This window comes from Klebsiella sp. A52 (assembly GCF_018388785.1).
Taxonomy (GTDB): domain Bacteria; phylum Pseudomonadota; class Gammaproteobacteria; order Enterobacterales; family Enterobacteriaceae; genus Klebsiella; species Klebsiella aerogenes.
In genome coordinates, this window is record NZ_CP074437.1 from 1773417 (window position 1) to 1792608 (window position 19192).

Annotated in this window: 24 protein-coding genes; 17 read left to right on the forward strand and 7 right to left on the reverse strand. The window is 55.7% G+C overall.

The window, feature by feature from the left end; all coding sequences use genetic code 11:
- Positions 1–271: 271 nt before the first annotated feature.
- The 5 genes from ppiA (at position 272) to argD (ending at position 3613) form a co-directional block, all read left to right on the forward strand.
- Positions 272–841, forward strand: a complete 570-nt coding sequence (gene ppiA, locus KGA69_RS08225) for a peptidylprolyl isomerase A (RefSeq protein WP_015369397.1) — start codon at positions 272–274, stop codon at positions 839–841.
- A gap of 106 nt (positions 842–947) precedes the next feature.
- A complete protein-coding gene (locus KGA69_RS08230; protein ID WP_064571555.1) occupies positions 948–1115 on the forward strand; it encodes a YhfG family protein in 168 nt (55 codons plus the stop codon).
- Entirely contained in the window at positions 1105–1707 is a 603-nt protein-coding gene (locus KGA69_RS08235) for a putative adenosine monophosphate-protein transferase Fic (RefSeq protein ID WP_049060876.1), read from the forward strand. Before KGA69_RS08230 ends, KGA69_RS08235 begins: the two co-directional genes overlap by 11 nt.
- A 32-nt stretch (positions 1708–1739) precedes the next feature.
- Positions 1740–2303 (forward strand): aminodeoxychorismate synthase component 2, encoded by a 564-nt coding sequence (gene pabA / locus KGA69_RS08240; protein WP_045394877.1) that lies wholly within the window; start codon positions 1740–1742, stop codon positions 2301–2303.
- 89 nt (positions 2304–2392) lie between these two features.
- A complete protein-coding gene (argD, locus tag KGA69_RS08245) occupies positions 2393–3613 on the forward strand; it encodes a bifunctional acetylornithine/succinyldiaminopimelate transaminase (protein WP_063447542.1) in 1221 nt (406 codons plus the stop codon).
- Here argD and KGA69_RS08250 read toward each other — a convergent pair.
- Together KGA69_RS08250 and crp are read right to left on the reverse strand one after the other, a co-directional pair.
- Entirely contained in the window at positions 3603–5681 is a 2079-nt protein-coding gene (locus tag KGA69_RS08250; RefSeq protein ID WP_045394881.1) for a YccS/YhfK family putative transporter, read from the reverse strand. The genes argD and KGA69_RS08250 overlap by 11 nt on opposite strands.
- 50 nt (positions 5682–5731) lie before the next feature.
- A complete protein-coding gene (gene crp, locus KGA69_RS08255) occupies positions 5732–6364 on the reverse strand; it encodes a cAMP-activated global transcriptional regulator CRP (RefSeq protein WP_000242758.1) in 633 nt (210 codons plus the stop codon).
- 304 nt (positions 6365–6668) lie between these two features.
- Between crp and KGA69_RS08260 the strand changes: the two genes are divergently transcribed.
- A complete protein-coding gene (locus KGA69_RS08260; RefSeq protein ID WP_015703648.1) occupies positions 6669–7073 on the forward strand; it encodes an OsmC family protein in 405 nt (134 codons plus the stop codon).
- Between the two features lie 62 nt (positions 7074–7135).
- On the opposite strand, the gene KGA69_RS08265 is transcribed toward KGA69_RS08260, so the two are convergent.
- The 4 genes from KGA69_RS08265 to KGA69_RS08280 all read right to left on the reverse strand — a co-directional run bounded on the left by KGA69_RS08265 (position 7136) and on the right by KGA69_RS08280 (position 11429).
- On the reverse strand, positions 7136–8005 hold the full coding sequence (locus KGA69_RS08265; RefSeq protein WP_015369404.1) for a phosphoribulokinase: 870 nt from the start codon (positions 8003–8005) through the stop codon (positions 7136–7138).
- A 72-nt stretch (positions 8006–8077) separates the two neighbouring features.
- Positions 8078–8296, reverse strand: a complete 219-nt coding sequence (locus KGA69_RS08270) for a YheU family protein (RefSeq protein ID WP_015369405.1) — start codon at positions 8294–8296, stop codon at positions 8078–8080.
- Complete coding sequence (locus tag KGA69_RS08275) at positions 8293–9252, reverse strand: hydrolase (protein WP_230981849.1); 960 nt, start codon at positions 9250–9252, stop codon at positions 8293–8295. The genes KGA69_RS08270 and KGA69_RS08275 overlap by 4 nt, the downstream gene beginning before the upstream one ends.
- A gap of 272 nt (positions 9253–9524) precedes the next feature.
- Positions 9525–11429 (reverse strand): ABC transporter ATP-binding protein, encoded by a 1905-nt coding sequence (locus KGA69_RS08280; RefSeq protein WP_063415835.1) that lies wholly within the window; start codon positions 11427–11429, stop codon positions 9525–9527.
- 173 nt (positions 11430–11602) lie between these two features.
- Here KGA69_RS08280 and kefG point away from each other — a divergent pair, with 173 nt between their 5' ends.
- The 4 genes from kefG to slyD all read left to right on the forward strand — a co-directional run bounded on the left by kefG (position 11603) and on the right by slyD (position 14857).
- Positions 11603–12166, forward strand: a complete 564-nt coding sequence (gene kefG / locus KGA69_RS08285) for a glutathione-regulated potassium-efflux system ancillary protein KefG (RefSeq protein WP_015369408.1) — start codon at positions 11603–11605, stop codon at positions 12164–12166.
- On the forward strand, positions 12153–13958 hold the full coding sequence (gene kefB, locus KGA69_RS08290) for a glutathione-regulated potassium-efflux system protein KefB (RefSeq protein ID WP_047050225.1): 1806 nt from the start codon (positions 12153–12155) through the stop codon (positions 13956–13958). The genes kefG and kefB overlap by 14 nt, the downstream gene beginning before the upstream one ends.
- Before the next feature lie 13 nt (positions 13959–13971).
- Positions 13972–14172, forward strand: coding sequence for a YheV family putative zinc ribbon protein (locus KGA69_RS08295; protein WP_004106389.1), 201 nt, complete (start codon positions 13972–13974; stop codon positions 14170–14172).
- Positions 14173–14266: 94 nt separating this feature from the next.
- On the forward strand, positions 14267–14857 hold the full coding sequence (gene slyD / locus KGA69_RS08300; RefSeq protein WP_015369410.1) for a peptidylprolyl isomerase: 591 nt from the start codon (positions 14267–14269) through the stop codon (positions 14855–14857).
- Positions 14858–14915: 58 nt separating this feature from the next.
- Here the strand turns inward: slyD and KGA69_RS08305 are convergent, their stop codons facing one another.
- On the reverse strand, positions 14916–15134 hold the full coding sequence (locus tag KGA69_RS08305) for a protein SlyX (protein ID WP_015369411.1): 219 nt from the start codon (positions 15132–15134) through the stop codon (positions 14916–14918).
- Between the two features lie 221 nt (positions 15135–15355).
- On the opposite strand from KGA69_RS08305, the gene fkpA reads away from it, so the two are divergent.
- From fkpA to rpsG, 7 genes are all read left to right on the forward strand, one after another.
- A complete protein-coding gene (gene fkpA, locus KGA69_RS08310; protein WP_015369412.1) occupies positions 15356–16174 on the forward strand; it encodes an FKBP-type peptidyl-prolyl cis-trans isomerase in 819 nt (272 codons plus the stop codon).
- A 166-nt stretch (positions 16175–16340) separates the two neighbouring features.
- Positions 16341–17063: a helix-turn-helix transcriptional regulator gene (locus KGA69_RS08315; protein ID WP_004868391.1), complete on the forward strand. Its 723-nt coding sequence runs from the start codon at positions 16341–16343 to the stop codon at positions 17061–17063.
- Entirely contained in the window at positions 17063–17449 is a 387-nt protein-coding gene (gene tusD / locus KGA69_RS08320; RefSeq protein WP_045394884.1) for a sulfurtransferase complex subunit TusD, read from the forward strand. The genes KGA69_RS08315 and tusD overlap by 1 nt, the downstream gene beginning before the upstream one ends.
- Positions 17449–17808 carry a sulfurtransferase complex subunit TusC gene (gene tusC / locus KGA69_RS08325; protein WP_045394885.1) on the forward strand — a complete coding sequence of 120 codons (360 nt, stop codon included), beginning with the start codon at positions 17449–17451 and terminating at the stop codon, positions 17806–17808. Before tusD ends, tusC begins: the two co-directional genes overlap by 1 nt.
- 7 nt (positions 17809–17815) lie before the next feature.
- Positions 17816–18103 (forward strand): sulfurtransferase complex subunit TusB, encoded by a 288-nt coding sequence (tusB, locus tag KGA69_RS08330; protein WP_045394886.1) that lies wholly within the window; start codon positions 17816–17818, stop codon positions 18101–18103.
- Between the two features lie 124 nt (positions 18104–18227).
- Complete coding sequence (rpsL, locus tag KGA69_RS08335) at positions 18228–18602, forward strand: 30S ribosomal protein S12 (RefSeq protein ID WP_000246815.1); 375 nt, start codon at positions 18228–18230, stop codon at positions 18600–18602.
- Between the two features lie 95 nt (positions 18603–18697).
- Entirely contained in the window at positions 18698–19168 is a 471-nt protein-coding gene (gene rpsG / locus KGA69_RS08340) for a 30S ribosomal protein S7 (RefSeq protein WP_015369416.1), read from the forward strand.
- The last annotated feature ends 24 nt before the right edge of the window (positions 19169–19192 follow it).

Genomic DNA, 19192 nt, shown 5'->3' on the forward strand with positions numbered 1-19192 from the left:
CCTGTGAATAGATAGGTAAAGCGCGTTGACGCTGCGCCGGGCGCACAGATTTTATTCATTCAAGTGATGAAGGCAAACGTTTATATTGAAATGTAGAATTTATTGCATGGATTTATGTGATCTCCATCACATTAGTGATCGGTGAGAGGATTGAGTCAGTTCGTAACAAGTGTTTCAGCTAAGTAAAATTAGGTAAAAGGCTAGCCCGCTATGCAAAGGCTCTTTAGAATCAAGGCACTTGCTTTTTACTCTGCTCCGTTAAGGAATTTCCATGCTCAAATCCACTCTGGCGGCGATGGCTGCCGTATTCGCCATTTCAGCATTCTCCCCCGCCATGGCGGCCAAGGGCGACCCGCACGTACTGCTGACCACTTCTGCTGGCAACATCGAGTTGGAGCTGAATAGCCAGAAGGCGCCGATTTCTGTCGATAACTTCCTGAAGTACGTGAACAGCGGTTTCTATAACAACACGACCTTCCACCGGGTGATCCCAGGCTTTATGGTGCAGGGCGGCGGCTTTAACGAGCAGATGCAGCAAAAGCAGCCTAACCCGCCGATTAAAAACGAAGCCGACAATGGCCTGCGTAATACCCGCGGGACGATCGCCATGGCGCGTACCGCCGATCAGGACAGCGCGACCAGCCAGTTCTTCATCAACGTGGCGGATAACGCCTTCCTCGACCACGGCCAGCGTGATTTTGGCTATGCGGTATTTGGTAAAGTGGTGAAGGGTATGGACGTCGCCGACAAAATCTCTCAGGTTCCGACCCACAACGTTGGCCCGTACCAAAATGTTCCGTCTAAACCGGTCGTTATTCTTTCGGCGAAAGTGCTGCCGTAACCCTCTTCTGGCGCGGGCGGTCCGCCTGCGCCTGGCTTGCCTCTCTGCGTAACCCGAAATTGCTGCTTATACTTGTGGCACACAGGGGACGATAAGGGAGGCGACCATGCGTTTACTCACCGATAAGCAAAAATCCCGGCTCTGGGAACAGACCCGCAACGCCAATTTTCAGGCCAGCAGACGCCTTGAAGGCGCGACGGTACCGCTGGTTAGCCTGACGGCTGAGGAAGCGCTGGCGCGTCTTGCCGAGCTGAGGAGGCGTCATGAGCGATAAATATGGCGACGGTCGCGACCCCTATCTCTATCCGGCGCTGGATGTGCTGCGTAACCGGCTGGGTATCCATCAGGCGCAACGGCTGGAACAAACTGTATGGGAATTCACTTCGCTGCGTGCGGCGACGATCCCGTTGGGCCCGCGCGGCCGCGGTTTACCGCATCTCTGCGCCATTCACCGGCAACTTTATCAGGATCTCTTTGACTGGGCGGGCAAACTGCGGGAAATCGATATCTACCAGGGCGATACGCCATTTTGCCACTTCGCGTGGATAGAGAAAGAGGGTAACGCGCTGATGCGCAAGCTGGAAGAAGAGGACTATCTGCGTGAACTGCCCCGGGAGACCTTCGTCGAGCGCCTGAGCTGGTACTACGGCGAAATCAATGTCCTGCATCCGTTCCGCCTTGGCAACGGCCTGACGCAAAGGATCTTCTTCGAACAGTTGGCCATTCACGCCGGCTACCTGCTCGACTGGCGGGGCATCGATCCGGATGCGTGGAGCCAGGCTAACCAGCTGGGCGCGATGGGCGACCCGGAGCCGCTGGAGCGGATCTTTCGTAAAGTGGTAAGCGAAGCGCGGGAATCTGAGTAGAATAGCCCGGTTTTGTTTTTTCCGGAGCCGCTATGATCCTGCTAATCGATAACTATGACTCTTTCACCTGGAATCTGTACCAGTATTTTTGCGAACTGGGGGCGGAGGTGCTGGTTAAGCGTAACGATGAGTTAACGCTGGAAGAGATAGCGTCGCTGGCGCCGGAGAAAATCGTCATTTCACCGGGCCCCTGCACGCCGGATGAGTCCGGTATTTCGCTGGACGTTATCCGCCGCTATGCCGGTAAAACACCGCTGCTCGGCGTGTGTCTGGGTCATCAGGCCATCGCCCAGGTCTTTGGCGCCACCATCGTACGCGCCGCGCAGGTCATGCATGGTAAAACGTCGCTGATTGAGCACAACGGCGAGGGCGTTTTTCAGGGACTAAACAACCCGCTTACCGTTACGCGCTACCATTCATTAGTTATCGACCCGCCGACCCTTCCCGCGGATTTTATCGTTACCGCCCGCAGCGCCAGCGGTGAAATCATGGGTATCCGCCATCGCCAGTGGGATCTCGAAGGCGTGCAGTTCCACCCGGAGAGCATTCTTAGCGAACAGGGACACCAGTTGCTGGAAAACTTCCTTAAACGCTGATTTGTAGTTGCCATGAGGTGATTTATTATGCATATTTTGTGATTAAAACTTCGCAATCATTGCACGTTACACAGAAGGATGGGCATCACATGGCAACAGAGCAACCGGCAATCACCCGCGCCACATTCGATGAAGTCATTCTGCCGATTTATGCACCGGCGGAGTTTATTCCGGTGAAGGGGAAAGGCAGCCGCGTTTGGGATCAGCAGGGCAAAGAGTACGTTGATTTTGCCGGCGGGATTGCGGTGACCGCGCTGGGCCACTGCCACCCGGCGCTGGTGGCGGCGCTGCGTGAGCAGGGCGAGACCCTGTGGCACACCAGCAACGTTTTTACCAACGAGCCGGCGCTGCGCCTGGGGCGCCAGCTGGTAGATGCCACTTTTGCCGAGCGCGTGGTGTTTATGAACTCCGGAACGGAAGCCAACGAAACGGCGTTCAAGCTGGCGCGTCATTACGCGATCACTCGCCATAGTCCGTACAAAACCAAAATCATCGCTTTCCATAATGCTTTCCACGGACGGTCGCTGTTCACCGTCTCGGTCGGCGGTCAGCCGAAATACTCTGACGGTTTCGGGCCGAAACCGGCAGATATCGTGCATGTTCCATTTAACGATCTCGAGGCGGTGAAAGCGGTGATCGATGACCATACCTGCGCGGTGGTGGTTGAGCCGATTCAGGGCGAGGGCGGGGTGATGGCGGCGACGCCAGCGTTCCTGCAGGGGCTGCGCGATCTGTGCGACCAGCATCAGGCGCTGCTGGTATTTGATGAAGTGCAGTGCGGTATGGGCCGTACCGGTTCATTGTTCGCCTATATGCATTACGGCGTGACGCCGGACATCCTGACCAGCGCGAAAGCGCTCGGCGGCGGTTTCCCGATTAGCGCGATGTTAACCACCAATGAAATCGCCAGCGCCTTCCATGCCGGTTCCCATGGCTCCACCTACGGCGGCAATCCGCTGGCCTGTGCGGTGGCGACCGCGGCTTTCAACCTGATTAACACGCCGCAGGTGCTGGCGGGCGTCAATGCCAAACGGGCGCTGTTTGTCGAACACCTGCAGCAGATCGATGCGCAGTTTGATCTGTTCAGCGACATCCGCGGCATGGGACTGTTAATCGGCGCCGCGCTTAAGCCGCAGCATCACGGACGCGCGCGCGATTTCCTCTATGCCGCGGCGGAGGCCGGGGTGATGGTGTTAAACGCCGGGCCGGACGTAATGCGCTTTGTGCCGTCGCTGGTGATTGATGATAGCGATATCGCCGAAGGGATGGCGCGCTTCGCGCAGGCGGTTAAAAACGTACTTAGCGCTTAGTCGTGCGTAGCCAGATGCCGTGATGCGGACGCTGACGCCATGCCACCGACGAAATGGTGTGCATGGTGTTCAGATGGCCGAGGATCCGCTGCAAATGCTGCTCAAGGGTGCTGAGCGGCCCACGCAACACTTCCCCGTCCTGGGATTCCATAATATTCACATCGCCCGCGCTGCCCGGCCCGTCTGAATCCAGACGCTGCTGACAGCGCTGCAGGGCAATTTCACACGATTCCAGATACCGCTGCGCCAGGTCAGGCGTTAGCATCGTATGCTCGCGCGCCAGCGTGGTCATGGCGTTGATATGCTCAACGATAAACTGGCTATGGGTTACCCACAGCTTCATATCTTCCAGATAGTGCGAGTTAAAGCCCGGTTCCTGCATCGCCTGGTTAAGCGAGTTATACAGGGCGTTGTGCGCCTGGTTGACGCGCATACGCTGGTAGGCCAACGCCGGGGCCTGCGGATCGGCGCTAAGGATCAGCCGAATAGCCTCCTGATCGGCCTCCAGGGCATCGTGGGCGTTTTTACGTAGCAGGCCGCTCTGCCATTGCGGCCATAGCCAGACCATCCCGCCAAAGGCGATCAGACAGCCAATGATGGTATCGATAAAGCGGGCGACGATGAACTGCTCGCCGTTAAGCGTTAGCAACTGCAGGGTATATACCGCGGTGACGGTAAAGCCCACCATCGCCCAGCCGTAGTGTTTACGGATGATGAGATAGCTCAGCAGCGTGATGAACAACATACCGCTTAACGTGTAGCTCTCCGGTACGTGGAAATGTAGGGTCAGCCAGGCGATCACCAGGCCCGCCAGGGTGCCTGCCGCCCGGTGGACAATCCGCACGCGGGTGGCGCCGTAACCGTTTTGCGTCACGAACAGCACGGTCATCAGGATCCAGTACGGCTTCGGCAGATGTAGGGCGCTGCCCATCAGGCTGGCGATGCTCAACATTACGCTGATGCGCGCGGCGTTGCGCAGCGCCGGGGATTTCAATGACAGGTAGTTCTTCAGCGCCGGTAGTAGCGGTAGGCGCCGTTCTTTATCCGCCATCAGGTTACGTGCGTACAGCGGGCGCTGGGTGCGCAGCACGCGGGCGATACGACTGAAGTGCCAGGCGCAGAACTGGCCTACCGGGTTATCGGGATGCTGATAAGCGATTTTTTCCAGCGCGCCGATTTGCTTATCCATCTGGAAGCGACGCGGGTAGCGGTGGTAGAGAATATCATCCGCCAGCACCCGCAGACGCGCGGCGACGGTCTGCGCGTTCCAGCGGATAACCGCTTCCGCATGGCTGCGCTCCACCAGTTTTTGTACCTCTTCCGGCTGGTGCAGGCTCACTGAAATATGTTCCTGCAGATCCAGCCCAACCTGGAACGCGCGCAGCAGGCGCTTATGATCGCTACGCTGGTTGGCGGCTAACATATGCATCTGCTGGTAGCATTGGGTAATTAAATCGACCACCTTCTGCTGGCGGGTAAGCAGCGGCGGCAGGGAGGTCGTCGGGTCAGTGTGCTGCGTCAGGAGGCTATATTTGGCCTCGCAATAATTAGCCAGTTCGCGGTAAAGCAGGCTTAACGACTCGCGCAGCGGCTGCTCCCGCCAGAGCCAAAACCAGAACCAGTTAAAGAGTCCGTACCACAAGGTTCCCAGCGCATAGATAAGCAGCGGCTCCCAGATGGGCATATTGCCGGCCAGGCTTAAGGTAAAAATGGCGGCGATAAGCGATGCCGGCAACAGGCGAGCGTGCAGCGAACTGATTTCCGCCGTCACGCCGAGAATCAGCGCCAGCGCGCTGAGGATAAGCGGCAACGGGATGTCCCGCGCCAGAAGCAATTGCACAATCAGGCTGCTGCCGGCAAACAGGCAGCCGCCAACGATCAGGCGTTTGAAAAAGCGTTTATGCGGGGTGTCGAGACCGGCGATATTGCAACAGGCGGGAACTAACGAGAACAGCAACCCTTGCTGCAGATGGCCGAGCAGAAGCCCGATGGCCACAGGTAGACACAGCACCAGCGTTTGCCGCAGTGCGTAGTTGACTTCCGGGTGGTAAATCAGCCTGCGCCACATGGGAGAAACAAAAACGGCGTACTGCGCGGAGCAATACGCCGTTTAGCGACTTAACGGGTACCGTAGACGACGATAGTTTTACCGTGTGCGGAGATCAGATTTTGATCTTCCAGCATCTTCAGAATACGGCCAACCGTCTCACGAGAACAGCCGACGATCTGGCCAATTTCCTGGCGGGTGATTTTGATCTGCATCCCGTCCGGGTGGGTCATGGCATCAGGCTGTTTCGCCAGATTCAGTAAGGTCTGAGCGATACGGCCCGTCACGTCGAGGAAAGCAAGGTTACCGACTTTCTCGGAAGTGACCTGCAGACGACGCGCCATCTGCGAAGAGAGGCGCATCAGGATGTCCGGGTTCACCTGGATTAACTGACGGAATTTTTTGTAAGAGATCTCGGCCACTTCACATGCGGTTTTCGCACGTACCCAGGCACTACGTTCCTGACCTTCTTCAAACAGGCCTAATTCACCGATGAAATCGCCCTGGTTGAGGTAAGAGAGGATCATCTCTTTACCTTCTTCATCCTTGATGAGTACAGCCACGGAGCCTTTTACGATGTAGTAAAGCGTTTCCGCTTTCTCACCCTGGTGAATCAGCGTGCTCTTTGATGGGTACTTATGAATGTGGCAATGAGACAAGAACCATTCAAGGGTAGGGTCTGTTTGCGGTTTGCCAAGCACCATGCGCGGTTATCCTCTGTTATAAGCTATCTCCGGACGCCGACACTACACGGCATCCGGGCATGCAATCGTATTTTTCCCTATGCCTGGGAAGCTGGCTGCTCAATTTATGCAGCCTGTAATGTGAACTCCTCAGCATACATGCGGTACATCAATGTATTACTGTAGCATCCAGACTGTTTTAGCATAGCTTTCACCGCATGTCTCCTGGTGTCTCGCTTCAGCATGACCCAGGTCGCCTTCCGTTGCGAGATTTGTTATGTGCGCGTAATCTGTCAGGAAAATTGCAACAGCGGAGTTAAATTTTATGCAAGCGCGTGTGAAATGGGTGGAAGGTCTAACCTTCATCGGTGAGTCGGCCTCCGGCCACCAGATTTTAATGGATGGCAACTCCGGGGACAAAGCGCCCAGCCCGATGGAAATGGTGCTGATGGCGGCGGGCGGCTGTAGCGCAATTGACGTGGTGTCTATCCTGCAAAAAGGGCGTCAAAACGTCACCAACTGCGAAGTGAAGCTGACCTCTGAACGCCGTGAAGAGGCGCCGCGCCTGTTCACCCATATCAATCTGCACTTTATCGTCACCGGTAAAGAGCTGAAGGATGCGGCGGTGTCCCGTGCGGTGGATTTATCCGCGGAGAAGTATTGTTCGGTGGCGCTGATGCTGGAAAAGGCCGTTAACATCACCCACTCTTACGAAGTGATCGAAGCCTGAGACGAATTGATGTAGCGGGACGCTAACCCCGGCAGCACGGCGACCGGGGTTTTATTTTGCCCTTAACTAATGGTTTTGCCTTCCATCAAGCGCTCGACCAGCGGCGCCATAATGAGCTCCATCGCCAGCCCCATCTTACCGCCTGGCACCACCAGGGTGTTCATATGCGAGATAAACGACCCCTGTAGCATCGCCAACAGCCAGGGGTAATCAATCCCCTGCAAATTGCGAAAGTGAATCACCACGAAGCTTTCGTCGAGCGATGGAATGCCTTTGGCGGCAAACGGATTCGAGGTATCGACCGTCGGCACACGCTGGAAGTTGATATGGGTGCGTGAGAACTGCGGGGTGATGAAATTGATATAGTCTTCCATCGAACGCACCACCGAGTCCATCACCGCTTCGCGCGAATGGCCGCGTTCGCTGGTATCGCGAATGAGCTTCTGGATCCATTCAAGGTTGACGATCGGCACCACGCCGACCAGCAGGTCGACATGTTTCGCCACGTCATGCTGCGGCGTCACCACGCCGCCGTGCAGCCCTTCATAAAACAACACGTCGGTCGGTTCAGGCAGCGGTTGCCATGGGGTAAAGGTGCCGGGAACCTGATTCCAGGGAACCGCTTCATCGTAGGTATGGAGATATTTGCGCGACTGGCCCTTGCCGAATTCGCCGTACTCTAAAAAGGTGCGTTCAAGCAGGCTGAAGTCGTTGGCTTCCGGGCCAAAGTAGCTGATGTGTTTGCCCTGATCGCGCGCCTTGCGGATCGCCATGTCCATTTCCGGGCGAGTATAGCGATGGAAGCTATCCCCTTCGACCTCCGCGGCATGCAGGTTCAGTTGCGAGAAAATTTTGCGAAACGCGAGGCTGGTGGTGGTGGTGCCCGCGCCGCTGGAGCCCGTGACTGCGATCACTGGATGTTTGGCAGACATAACAACTCCCTGATTAAGTGATGGTGTGTCGCCGTATCGCGCCAGGCACTCGCGGTTAGAGGGGCATGGCGCTTAGCCGTTAAACATCTTGCGGGGCATGATGTTGACCGTCTCGTGCAGTTCTGACCACACCAGCACGGCCTCCCCGGTTTTAAGCTGCTGTTTTACATCGGCGACTTTATCGGCAAGCGAACGTTCATGTTCACCATAATCGGTGCCTTCGCGCAACACAAAGCTTTCAATCAGATTATCCAGCGTTTCGGGATCGAGATCCTGCCAGGGAATAATCATGCTTGTCCTCCCAGCCAGCGGGTTAACCAATCCGGAATACGTTGCTCCAGCCACATTTGCGGTTTTCGCAGCGTACCGCCGACAAAGCCAACGTGGCCGCCCTGTTCCGTGAGCTGATATTCGACGTTAGCCGGCAGTTGTTCCTGCGGCGGAATTGAATGATGGTCCATAAACGGATCGTCTTTCGCGTGAATGATCAGCGTCGGCTTGGTGATATCGCTTAAGCGCGGCATCGCGCTGCACTGTCGGTAATAGTCTAGCGCATCGGCGAAACCGTGGATTTTGGCGGTGATCATGTCGTCGAATTCGCGGATGCGGCGCATGCTTTTAAGCTGGCGAAGATCGACCGGCAGCGAGCCTGGATAGGCTTTCAGCTTGCGCGCGGCGTTGGCTTTCAGCAGGTTGAGCAGGTAACGCTGATAGACGCGCGAAAATCCTTTGTCCATATGGTAGCTGCAGGCTTCCAGCATAAAGGGCGCCGAGACAATGACGGCTGCATCGAGCGGAATATTGTCGCCTTCTTTCGCCAGCAGACAGCCCAGCATGTTGCCGCCAAGCGAATAGCCTACCGCCGCCGTCGGCGCGGCGCCGAACTCGCGCTGCAGCCAGTGCAGGAACCAGGTACCGTCTTCCGTTTCGCCAGAGTGATAAATACGACTGTTGCGATTCGGCTCGCCGCTGCAACCGCGAAAATGCATCACCACCCCGAGCCAGCCGCGCTGCATGGCGGCGTGAATCAAACCGTGGGCGTAAGGGCTGTGCAGGCTGCCTTCCAGACCGTGAAAGACCACCAGTCGCGGTTTGTGGCGCGCGCCGGCGGGGTCTTCGCTCCAGGCCAGATCGACGAAATCGCCATCCGGCAGCTCAAGGCGTTGCCAGTGCGGCGTAAATCGGAGCTTGCGGCGGATGATCCGCGGCAGCATGGTTTGCAGATGACGATTGCCCACGCCGCGCATCGGATGGAATTCACGCGAGTCGTTATCGGGGGGCGTCACTGCTGTCGGGGTTATTTCAACCATAGTACCAGGATTATTAAGAAACTTTTAGAACACTATACCGCGCATAAAAGTGGGCGGTTAGCCAATATGTGGTCTTGCGGGTAATCGGTATAGATTACATGAAAATGACTCAAGAGAATGGCTGAGCGATGAATTTCGGAAAGTCTCCCGGGATGGCTAAGCAGAAAGTCCCGACGATGAATTTTCTCTCACCGCCGGGCGGTTACTCATTAACTTTCCTGCAGCATCCGCTCCAGCTGTTCCTGCGCGTCGAGCCACGCCATCTCACACTCTTCGAGCCCTGATTTGGCGCTCGCCTGCTGCTGCAGGCATGCGGTTAATTCCGCTTTGCGCGAAGCGTCATACAACTCGCTGTCGCCCAGTTTCTCTTCCGCCTGCGCCAGCTGCGCGTTGAGTTTATCCATCTCTTTTTCCAGACGGGCAATCTCTTTACGCAGCGGTTGCGTTTGCGTACGCAGTTCGGCTTCGCGGCGTTTTTGATCCTTACGCGCCTGCGCGCTATTGCCGTTATCCTTTGGCGCTTCAGAGGTCTGGTTTTCCAGCTTCTGCGAATCGCTCAGCCACTGCTGATAATCTTCCAGATCGCCATCAAAGGGCTCGACTTTGCCGTCGTGTACGAGGTACAGATCGTCAGTGGTGGAGCGGATCAGGTGGCGATCGTGCGAGACCACGACCAGCGCCCCTTCGAAGTCGATCAGCGCTTCGGTCAAGGCCTGGCGCATATCAAGATCAAGGTGGTTGGTCGGTTCATCGAGCAGCAGCAGGTTAGGACGCTGCCAGACGATTAACGCCAGCACCAGACGCGCTTTTTCGCCGCCGGAGAAACGGCGGGTCTCTTCGCTGACTTTATCCCCCTGGAATCCAAAGCCGCCGAGGTAGTCGCGCAGTTTTTGTTCCAGCTCCTGCGGCGCCAGGCGGGCCAGATGCTGTATCGGCGACTCATCGGCGCGCAGGAATTCGAGCTGATGCTGGGCGAAGTAACCGAGCTTAATGCCCTTAGCCAGGCCAATTTCACCGGACAGCGGCTGTAGTTCGCCGGCCAGCAGCTTAATCAGCGTTGATTTACCGGCGCCGTTGCGCCCCAGCAGACCGATACGCGAACCGGGTACCAGATTCAGCTTGATGGAGTCGAGAATAATTCGTTCGCCGTAGCCGGCGCTGACTTTCTCCATCTTGAGTAACGGGTTCGGTAGACTTTCCGGCGCGCGGAAGCTGAAGTGGAACGGGTTATCGACGTGCGCCGGGGCGATAAGCTCCATACGCTCAAGCATTTTGATACGGCTCTGCGCCTGCTTCGCTTTGGTGGCTTTGGCGCGGAAACGGTCGATGTAGCTCTGCAAGTGGGCTACGCGCTGCTGCTGGCTTTCATACATGGCCTGCTGCTGCGACAGACGGGTCGCGCGCTGGATTTCAAACGAGCTGTAGTTACCGGTGTATTCGAACATCGTTTGCTGTTCGATATGAATAATTTTATCGACGATCGGATCGAGGAAATCACGATCGTGGGAAATCAGGATCAGCGTACCGTTATAGCCCTTTAGCCACTTTTCCAGCCAGATCACCGCATCAAGATCGAGGTGGTTGGTCGGTTCGTCGAGCAGCAGCAGATCGGAACGGCAGATCAGCGCCTGCGCGAGGTTTAAGCGCATACGCCAGCCGCCGGAGAAATCACTGACCGGCCGATCGAGCTGTTCGTTACTGAATCCAAGGCCGTGCAGCAGGCTGGCGGCGCGGGAACGAATCGTCCAGGCGTCAATCGCATCCAGCTTACCGTGGACGGTGGCGATGGCATGGCCGTCGTCGCGCTCATTGGCCTGCTGTAAATCGGCTTCCAGCTTGCGGAACTCGCGATCGCCATCAATAACATAATCAATAGCCGGCTGCGGCAGGGCCGGCGTTTCCTGATTAACCCACGCCAGCTGCCAGTTGCTCGGGAAGGTCATGGAGCCGCCGTCGGCGCTTATCTCGTTTTTCAAAAGCGAAAGCAACGTAGATTTACCGCAGCCGTTTTTACCTACCAGACCGACCTTCTGGCCAGGATTGATGGTGGCGGTGGCGTTGTCCAGCAGGACGCGTACGCCGCGACGAATTTGTAACGAGGAGAAAACAATCATAAGGCGCCGTATGTTCAGACTATGTTAATTTGTCTTTATGATAATGTAGTGTGGAAGCGAAACGCTCCATTGGGCCGCAATGGTAGCCCAAAATGAAGACGATAGACAAAGTCATTCTGGTTGCGTCGAGACGCAGCCGCTTCGCAAGCCGCCAGATGACGTTCGGGAGGGGAATGATGTCTCAGACAGCGAAAGTGTTGCTGCTGTATGCCCACCCAGAATCTCAGGATTCCGTGGCCAACCGGGTGTTGCTTGAACCGGCTTTACAGTTGCCGAATGTCACCGTGCACGATCTTTATGCGCACTATCCAGATTTTTTTATTGATATCGCCCATGAGCAGGATCTTCTGCGTCAGCATCAGGTGATTGTTTTCCAACATCCGCTGTATACGTGGAGCTGCCCGGCATTGTTGAAAGAGTGGCTGGACCGGGTGCTGAGCCGCGGCTTCGCCAGCGGCGCGGGAGGAAATCAACTGGCGGGAAAGTACTGGCGTAGCGTGATCACCACCGGCGAGCCGGAGAGCGCTTACCGCCGCGATGCTAATCGCTATCCGATGAATGATATTCTGCGCCCTTTTGAGTTAACGGCCGGCATGTGCCGCATGCACTGGCTGAGTCCGATTATTGTCTACTGGGCGCGCCGACAGCGGCCGGAAGATTTGCAAAGCCACGCCCGCGCATATCGCGATTGGCTCGCGAATCCTGTTGCTACAGGAGGCGTCAATGGCGGGAGCTGATTTGCTATTAGCAGGGGTACTGTTTTTGTTTGCCGCCGTGGTGGCGGTACCGCTGGCGGCCCGGCTGGGCATTGGCGCCGTGCTCGGCTACCTGCTGGCCGGGATTGCAATTGGCCCGTGGGGGCTTGGCTTTATTAGCGATGTGGATGAAATTCTTCACTTTTCCGAGCTGGGCGTTGTATTCCTGATGTTCATCATCGGCCTTGAGCTTAATCCGGCCAAACTGTGGCAACTGCGCAACTCGATATTCGGCGTCGGCGCGGCGCAGGTGCTGTTTAGCGCGGCGATCCTCGGCGGATTGCTGGTGGTCACCGGGTTTTCGTGGCAGGCGGCCGTGGTGGGCGGTATTGGGTTAGCAATGTCCTCTACCGCAATGGCGCTGCAGCTGATGCGCGAGAAGGGAATGAGCCGTAACGAATCCGGCCAGCTGGGCTTTTCAGTTCTGTTATTTCAGGATTTAGCGGTGATCCCGGCGCTGGCGCTGGTCCCGCTGCTCGCCGGACACGGCGACGATAACTTCAACTGGATGTCGGTGGGGATGAAGGTGCTGGCTTTCGCCGGCATGCTGATTGGCGGCCGTTTTCTGCTGCGCCCGGTTTTCCGTTTTATCGCCGGTTCCGGCGTGCGTGAGGTATTTACCGCCGCCACGCTGCTGCTGGTGCTGGGTTCCGCGCTGTTTATGGACGCCCTGGGGCTGTCAATGGCGCTGGGGACGTTTATCGCCGGCGTGCTGTTGGCGGAAAGCGAATATCGCCACGAGCTGGAAATCGCTATTGAGCCGTTTAAAGGCTTGCTGCTGGGGCTGTTTTTTATCTCCGTCGGCATGGCGCTGAATCTTGGCGTGCTCTACACCCATTTGCTGTGGGTCGCGCTAAGCGTTGCCGCGCTGGTGGCGGTTAAAGCGCTGGTGCTTTATGTATTGGCCCGGCTATATGGTTTGCGCAGCTCCGAGCGCACGCAGTTCGCCGGAGTATTGAGCCAGGGCGGCGAGTTCGCCTTTGTTCTCTTTTCCATGCCGGCTTCGCAGAAGCTGTTCCATAACGATCAAATGGCGCTGCTGCTGGTTACCGTAACCTTATCGATGATGACCACGCCGCTCCTGATGAAGATCATTGATAAAGTGCTGTCGCGACGGCTTAACCCGGCGGAAGATACCGATGAGGCGCCGTGGGTCGAGGATGATAAGCCACAGGTGATTATCGTCGGTTTCGGGCGTTTTGGTCAGGTGATTGGGCGTCTGCTGATGGCTAATAAAATGCGTATTACCGTGCTTGAACGCGATATCAGCGCGGTTAACCTGATGCGCAAATATGGCTACAAAGTCTATTTCGGCGATGCGACGCAGCTTGAGCTGCTGCGCTCGGCGGGGGCGGAAGAGGCGCAGTCGATCGTGATTACCTGCAACGAGCCGGAAGATACCATGAAGCTGGTGGAGATGTGCCAACAGCATTTTCCCCACCTGCATATTCTGGCGCGAGCACGGGGGCGCGTAGAGGCGCATGAGCTATTACAGGCCGGCGTGACGCAGTTCTCGCGTGAAACCTTCTCCAGCGCCCTGGAATTGGGGCGCAAGGCGCTGGTGACTCTGGGAATGCATCCGCATCAGGCGCAGCGCGCGCAGTTACACTTTCGACGCCTCGATATGCGAATGCTTCGCGAGTTAATGCCGGTGCATACTGATACCGTACAGATATCCCGCGTGCGGGAAGCCCGGCGCGAGCTGGAAGAGATTTTTGAGCGTGAGATGCAGAAAGAAAGCCGGCAGCTGGACGGCTGGGACGAGTTTGAATAAAAGGTAGAGCAAAATGGCGGTACGTAAACGTTTTATTGCCGGCGCAAAATGTCCGGCGTGCCAGGCACAGGATTCACTGGCGATGTGGCGCGAGAATAATGTCGATATTGTTGAGTGTGTTAAGTGCGGACATCAGATGCGCGAGGCCGATAAAGAGGTCCGCGAACACGTTCGCAAAGAAGAGCAAGTGATCGGCATTTTTCATCCGGACTAGCGTTATCTGTCGGCTTTTTTTAAGCTAGAGGGTACACGGCTGCAGAATTCCGCTACAATCTGCGCCACTATTCTTCCCATGCTCAGGAGATATCATGAAAGTAGCAAAAGACCTGGTGGTCAGCCTGGCCTATCAGGTACGTACAGAAGACGGTGTGTTGGTTGATGAGTCTCCGGTGAGTGCGCCGCTGGACTACCTGCATGGTCACGGTTCCCTGATTTCCGGCCTGGAAAACGCATTAAACGGCCACGAAGTGGGCGACAAATTTGATGTCGAAGTCGGCGCGAATGACGCGTACGGCCAGTATGACGAAAACCTGGTTCAGCGCGTTCCTAAAGACGTCTTCATGGGCGTTGACGAACTGCAGGTTGGCATGCGCTTCCTGGCTGAAACCGACCAGGGTCCGGTACCGGTAGAAATCACCGAAGTCGGCGACGATTTCGTGGTGGTTGACGGCAACCACATGCTGGCTGGCCAGAATCTGAAGTTCAACGTAGAAGTTGTCGCCCTGCGCGAAGCCACTGCAGAAGAGCTGGAGCACGGTCACGTACACGGCGCTCATGGCCACGATCACGATCATGACCACGGTCATGACGGTTGCTGCGGCGGTCACGGCCACGATCATGGTCACGACCATGAACACGGCAAAGGTGGTTGCGGTAACGGCGGTTGCGGTTGCCACTAATGGCGTCGCGTTCGCGCGAATAGCCAAAAAAAGCGGGGAGACCCGCTTTTTTTACGTCTCAATAATGCGGAGGCGGTGTCTCTTCAGACTGTGACGCGATGTGCGACGGCTGCGTCGCTTTCAGTTTTTCGATCATCAAGCGCATATGTTCGCGCATTTTGGCCATTTCTATTTCATGCGCCGTGACGGTTTTGTTGAGGTCCTCGATGGTGATCTCCTGAAACGCCAGTCGGCTTTCCAGTTCCGCCAGACGCGTCTCCATTGTGCTATCGTTCATAGGTCGCCTCTTCTGTCTTGTTTGCGGGCGGATTCTACTCAAGTTTCCGCGTTAACGCAGCATCGTAACGTCAGAGAGGAAACTAATTCATACAAAAATAGTCTGAAATGAGGCGATATTCAGGTAGGTCCGTATGTAGATTTGTTCTGCAACGTTCTATAGTACGTTTTTTGCTTTTTATGATAACCCTGGGGTGAGATGCCCCGGCCCTGGAGAAATGGATGAAATCACTGTTTAAAGTAACGCTGCTGGCGACCACGATGGCCGTTGCCCTGAATGCACCGCTGACCTTTGCTGCCGATACCGCAGCAAAAGCCGCACCGGCGGCGGACAGCAAATCGGCATTTAAAAATGACGATCAAAAATCCGCTTATGCGCTGGGTGCATCCCTCGGCCGTTACATGGAAAACTCCCTGAAAGAACAAGAGAAGCTGGGTATCAAACTGGATAAAGACCAGCTGATCGCCGGCGTGCAGGATGCGTTTGCCGATAAGAGCAAACTGTCCGACAAAGAAATTGAAACCACTCTGCAGTCCTTTGAGACCCGCGTGAAAACCGCCGCTCAGCAGAAGATGGAAAAAGATGCGACCGAGAACGATGCCAAAGGCAAAGCGTTCCGTGACGCCTTCGCTAAAGAGAAGGGCGTGAAAACTTCTAAATCCGGCCTGATGTATAAAGTCGAGAAAGCCGGTACCGGCGATGCGCCGAAAGACAGCGATACCGTCGTGGTGAACTACAAAGGTACGCTGATCGATGGTAAAGAGTTCGACAACTCTTACACCCGCGGCGAGCCGCTCTCTTTCCGTCTTGATGGCGTTATCCCGGGCTGGACCGAAGGCCTGAAAAACATCAAAAAAGGCGGCAAAATCAAGCTGGTCATCCCACCGGATCTGGCTTACGGCAAAACTGGCGTTCCGGGTATCCCGGCTAACTCTACGCTGGTATTCGATGTAGAACTGCTGGACATCAAACCGGCTCCGAAGGCTGATGCTAAGCCAGAAGCCGCTGCCGAAGCACCGGCTGCTGACGCTAAGAAGTAATCTGCCATAAGCCGCCGCCTTCAGGGGCGGCGGCTTTTTTATTGGCAGCAGATATAATTAAAACTGGAAAATTCCTCAGGCGCTGTATTACTTTAGATAGCTTAATAATGATGATGAGCCTGCCCTGACGATAACGACAGGCTCCTGAAAAGGAGTGCTTTTTTACATGTCCAGGTCGCTTTTAACCAACGAAACCAGCGAGCTTGACCTGCTGGATCAACGTCCTTTCGACCAGACCGACTTCGATATCCTAAAATCCTATGAAGCGGTGGTGGACGGGTTAGCGATGCTCATTGGCTCCCACTGTGAAATCGTGCTGCACTCACTGCAGGATTTAAAATGCTCCGCTATTCGTATCGCTAACGGTGAACACACCGGCCGCCAAATTGGCTCGCCGATTACCGATCTGGCGTTACGTATGCTGCACGATATGACGGGAGCGGATAGCAGCGTATCGAAGTGCTATTTTACCCGCGCGAAAAGCGGCGTGCTGATGAAATCGGTGACTATCGCCATACGTAACCGCGAACATCGGGTGATTGGTCTGCTTTGTATCAACATGAACCTCGATGTCCCGTTCTCGCAGATTATGAGCACTTTCATTCCGCCGGAAACGCCGGAAGTCAACTCGCAGGTCAACTTCGCCTCGTCGGTAGATGACCTGGTCGCACAAACGCTGGAGTTCACCATTGAAGAGGTGAATGCCGATCGCAACGTGTCGAATAACGCGAAAAACCGCCAAATCGTGTTGAATCTTTACGAGAAAGGCATCTTCGATATCAAAGATGCGATTAACCAGGTAGCCGATCGCCTGAATATCTCTAAACACACGGTGTACCTTTACATCCGCCAGTTTAAAAGCGGTGATTTCCAGGGACTCGATAAGTAATGCGTTTTGCCATCACGGTAACCGGGCCTGCCTACGGTACTCAGCAGGCCAGTAGCGCGTGGCAGTTTGCGCAGGCGGTTATTAACGCAGGGCATGAACTGGCCTGCGTGTTTTTCTATCGCGAAGGAGTCTACAACGCCAATCAGCTGACGGCCCCTGCCAGCGATGAGGTAGACCTGGTGCGTCACTGGCAGCGCCTGCATGATGAACATGCCGTTGCGCTACACATTTGCGTGGCAGCCGCGCTACGCCGCGGCGTGACCGATGAACGCGAAGCGCAGCAGCTTGGTTTGCCGGCGCAGAATCTGCAGCCGGGATTCACCTTAAGCGGACTAGGCGCGCTGGCTGAAGCGTCGTTAACCTGCGATAGAATGGTGCAGTTCTGATGAAACGCGTGGCTTTCGTATTTTCTTCCGCGCCGCACGGCAGCGCAGCCGGCAGGGAAGGGCTGGACGCCTTACTGGCGACCTCGGCGCTTACCGATGATCTCGGCGTCTTCTTTGTCGGCGACGGCGTGTTTCAGATTATCCCTGGCCAGCAGCCGGGAAAAATCCTCGCCCGTGATTATATCGCCACCTTCAAGCTGTTATCGCTGTATGACATCGAACAGTGTTGGCTATGCGCGGCGTCTGCCCGCGAACGCGGTCTGGCCGCCGATACGCCGTGGGTGGTGGATGCAGAAAGCCTCGAGCCAGAAGCGCTGCGCGCCCGGCTTGACGAGTTCAACGTGATTCTACGATTCTGAGGCCCAGATGCTCCATACTCTAAGCGTCTCTCCCTGGCACGCCGATATCGATGCGATGCTGCGTCTGGTGAAGCCAGGTGACGATCTGCTGCTGCTCTCCGATGGCGTGGTCGCGGCGATTGACGGCGGCCGTTTCCTTGAAATCCTGCAATCCGCCCCCATAACCCTACATGCTCTGCAAGACGATATCGAAGCCCGCGGGCTGGCTGGTCAAATTGCGGACAGTGTCGTCAGGGTTGACTATACTGATTTCGTCAGTCTTACGGTCAAACATGAAGGTCAGTTGGCCTGGTAATGGCGGGATCGTTGTATATTTCTTGACACCTTTTCGGCACCGCCCTAAAATTCTGCGTCCTCATATTATATGAGGCGATTTATTACGTGTTTACGAAGCAAAAGCTAAAACCAGGAGCTATTTAATGGCAACAGTTAACCAGCTGGTACGCAAACCACGCGCGCGCAAAGTTGCAAAGAGCAACGTGCCGGCGCTGGAAGCCTGCCCGCAGAAACGTGGCGTATGTACTCGCGTATATACCACCACTCCTAAGAAACCGAACTCCGCACTGCGTAAAGTTTGCCGTGTGCGTCTGACTAACGGTTTCGAAGTCACCTCCTACATCGGTGGTGAAGGTCACAACCTGCAGGAGCACTCCGTGATCCTGATCCGTGGCGGTCGTGTTAAAGACCTTCCGGGTGTTCGTTACCACACCGTTCGTGGTGCGCTTGACTGCTCCGGCGTTAAAGACCGTAAGCAGGCTCGCTCCAAGTACGGCGTGAAGCGTCCTAAGGCTTAATGGTTCTCCGTTAAGTAAGGCCAAACGTTTTATATTAATGTCAAACTAAACTCTTTGAGTTTTGGACAATCCTGAATTAACAACGGAGTATTTCCATGCCACGTCGTCGCGTCATTGGTCAGCGTAAAATTCTGCCGGATCCGAAGTTCGGATCAGAACTGCTGGCTAAATTTGTAAATATCCTGATGGTAGATGGTAAAAAATCTACTGCAGAAACTATCGTATACAGCGCGCTGGAGACCCTGGCTCAGCGCTCTGGTAAAACTGAACTGGAAGCCTTCGAAGTTGCGCTCGAAAACGTGCGCCCGACTGTCGAAGTTAAGTCCCGCCGCGTAGGTGGTTCTACTTATCAGGTTCCAGTTGAAGTACGTCCGGTTCGTCGTAATGCCCTGGCAATGCGTTGGATCGTTGAAGCTGCTCGTAAACGCGGTGATAAATCCATGGCTCTGCGCCTGGCGAACGAACTCACTGACGCTGCAGACAACAAAGGTACTGCAGTTAAGAAACGTGAAGACGTTCACCGTATGGCCGAAGCCAACAAGGCGTTCGCACACTACCGTTGGTAATCCCTTCGGAGTCATAGTCACCAG